Source organism: Hylemonella sp. P2_B10, from assembly GCF_056404875.1.
Map to the genome: position 1 here is coordinate 2,501 of NZ_JBFUDE010000010.1, position 3,418 is coordinate 5,918.

The 3,418-nt window shown below is 50.2% G+C and carries 2 rRNA genes (1 of these 2 only partly in view); both read left to right on the plus strand.

What is annotated here, in order from left to right:
- Window positions 1–2,790: ribosomal RNA gene (locus AC1DX2_RS25820) — 23S ribosomal RNA — on the plus strand; it begins 87 nt to the left of the window's first position.
- 128 nt (window positions 2,791–2,918) lie between these two features.
- Window positions 2,919–3,031, plus strand: a 5S ribosomal RNA gene (gene rrf / locus AC1DX2_RS25825).
- The last annotated feature ends 387 nt before the right edge of the window (window positions 3,032–3,418 follow it).

A 3,418-nucleotide genomic window follows, 5' to 3' on the forward strand; every position in this document is an offset into this window, starting at 1 on the left:
GGCAAATTAGCTTTGATCCGGAGATTTCCGAATGGGGAAACCCACCTGCAAAGGTATCGCATAGTGAATACATAGCTATGCGAGGCGAACCGGGTGAACTGAAACATCTCAGTAGCTCGAGGAATAGACATCAACCGAGATTCCGAAAGTAGTGGCGAGCGAAATCGGAACAGCCTGTTAGTGATAGCACGACTCTTAACGGAACAGTCTGGAAAGGCTGGCCATAGCAGGTGATAGCCCTGTACGTGAAAAGAGACGTGTGGTACTGAGCTAACGAAAAGTAGGGCGGGACACGAGAAATCCTGTCTGAAGATGGGGGGACCATCCTCCAAGGCTAAATACTCATCATTGACCGATAGTGAACTAGTACCGTGAGGGAAAGGCGAAAAGAACCCCGGGAGGGGAGTGAAATAGATCCTGAAACCGCATGCTTACAAAAAGTAGGAGCCCGCAAGGGTGACTGCGTACCTTTTGTATAATGGGTCAGCGACTTACATTCAGTGGCAAGGTTAACCGAATAGGGAAGCCGTAGAGAAATCGAGTCCGAATAGGGCGATCAGTCGCTGGGTGTAGACCCGAAACCAAGTGATCTATCCATGGCCAGGATGAAGGTGCCGTAACAGGTACTGGAGGTCCGAACCGACTAGTGTTGCAAAACTAGCGGATGAGCTGTGGATAGGGGTGAAAGGCTAAACAAACTTGGAGATAGCTGGTTCTCTCCGAAAACTATTTAGGTAGTGCCTCAAGTATTACCGTCGGGGGTAGAGCACTGTTTTGGCTAGGGGGTCATGGCGACTTACCAAACCAATGCAAACTCCGAATACCGACGAGTACAGCTTGGGAGACAGAGCACCGGGTGCTAACGTCCGGACTCAAGAGGGAAACAACCCAGACCGCCAGCTAAGGTCCCTAAAATTGGCTAAGTGGGAAACGAAGTGGGAAGGCTAAAACAGTCAGGATGTTGGCTTAGAAGCAGCCATCATTTAAAGAAAGCGTAATAGCTCACTGATCGAGTCGTCCTGCGCGGAAGATGTAACGGGGCTAAGCCAGTTACCGAAGCTGCGGATTTGCAATTTATTGCAAGTGGTAGGAGAGCGTTCTGTAAGCCTGTGAAGGTGCGTTGTAAAGCGCGCTGGAGGTATCAGAAGTGCGAATGCTGACATGAGTAGCGTTAAAGGGGGTGAAAAGCCCCCTCGCCGTAAGCGCAAGGTTTTCTACGCAACGTTCATCGGCGTAGAGTGAGTCGGCCCCTAAGGCGAGGCAGAGATGCGTAGCTGATGGGAAACAGGTCAATATTCCTGTACCGATGTGTAGTGCGATGTGGGGACGGAGAAGGTTAGCTCAGCCAACTGTTGGATATGTTGGTTCAAGCCTGTAGTCGTGCCTGGTAGGTAAATCCGCCGGGCTTAGATGAGGGGTGATAACGAGGCTGCTTGCAGCCGAAGTGAGTGATACCCTGCTTCCAGGAAAAGCCACTAAGCTTCAGCTACACACGACCGTACCGCAAACCGACACTGGTGCGCGAGATGAGTATTCTAAGGCGCTTGAGAGAACTCAGGAGAAGGAACTCGGCAAATTGACACCGTAACTTCGGAAGAAGGTGTGCCTTTAGTAGGTGAAGTCCCTGCGGATGGAGCCCAATGAGGTTGCAAAAAATCGGTGGCTGCGACTGTTTATTAAAAACACAGCACTCTGCAAACACGAAAGTGGACGTATAGGGTGTGACGCCTGCCCGGTGCTGGAAGATTAAATGATGGGGTGCAAGCTCTTGATTGAAGTCCCAGTAAACGGCGGCCGTAACTATAACGGTCCTAAGGTAGCGAAATTCCTTGTCGGGTAAGTTCCGACCTGCACGAATGGCGTAACGATGGCCACACTGTCTCCTCCTGAGACTCAGCGAAGTTGAAATGTTTGTGATGATGCAATCTCCCCGCGGAAAGACGGAAAGACCCCATGAACCTTTACTGTAGCTTTGTATTGGACTTTGAACAGATCTGTGTAGGATAGGTGGGAGGCTTTGAAGCAGGGTCGCTAGATCTTGTGGAGCCAACGTTGAAATACCACCCTGGTGTGTTTGAGGTTCTAACCTAGGTCCATTATCTGGATCGGGGACAGTGCATGGTAGGCAGTTTGACTGGGGCGGTCTCCTCCCAAAGCGTAACGGAGGAGTTCGAAGGTACGCTAGGTACGGTCGGACATCGTGCTAATAGTGCAATGGCATAAGCGTGCTTAACTGCGAGACTGACAAGTCGAGCAGATGCGAAAGCAGGACATAGTGATCCGGTGGTTCTGTATGGAAGGGCCATCGCTCAACGGATAAAAGGTACTCTGGGGATAACAGGCTGATACCGCCCAAGAGTTCATATCGACGGCGGTGTTTGGCACCTCGATGTCGGCTCATCTCATCCTGGGGCTGTAGCCGGTCCCAAGGGTATGGCTGTTCGCCATTTAAAGAGGTACGTGAGCTGGGTTTAAAACGTCGTGAGACAGTTTGGTCCCTATCTTCCGTGGGCGCTGCAGATTTGAGGAAGCCTGCTCCTAGTACGAGAGGACCGGAGTGGACACACCTCTGGTGTATCGGTTGTCACGCCAGTGGCATTGCCGAGTAGCTAAGTGTGGAAGAGATAAACGCTGAAAGCATCTAAGCGTGAAACTCGTTTCAAGATGAGATCTGCCGGGGCCTTGAGCCCCCTAAAGAGTCGTTCAAGACCAGGACGTTGATAGGTCAGGTGTGGAAGCGCAGTAATGCGTTAAGCTAACTGATACTAATTGCTCGTGCGGCTTGACCCTATAACTTTGATGTACCGCAAGGTCCACATCAAGGAAGTTATGCCAAGTTGACGCATTCAAAATACCAAAGCTGATTACGATTCTATAAATTGGTCGACCTGACCCAGTCAGGTTGGCAAAAAGTTATGCCTGACGACCATAGCGAGGTGGTACCACTCCTTCCCATCCCGAACAGGACAGTGAAACGCTTCAGCGCCGATGATAGTGCGGGTTCCCGTGTGAAAGTAGGTCATCGTCAGGCTATTACAGCAAAAACGCCCAGTCATGTGACTGGGCGTTTTCTTCAGTGCCTCAGAATCGAGCTGCCAGCAGCAGGTTCGCCAGACATTGAAGAAAACGCAAAAGCGTTTGCAGGATGACCAGAAATGGTGTTATACTGCAAGGCTTCGCTGATCACAGCAAGCCAGTCAAAAAAGCCAAGCTTTTGAGACAAGATCTTTAAAAATATACAGCCGATAAGCGTGGGCGTTTGAGGGCGAAAGCCAAGTTCTTCGGAACTAAGTCTTAACTGACTTACAAACGCTCATGAGAATAGAAGTGAAGTTCACTTCAATTCCGTTTTTATGAGTTGCACAGAAATGTGCGAAAAAATTCAAGATCGAACTGTAGAGTTTGATCCTGGCTCAGA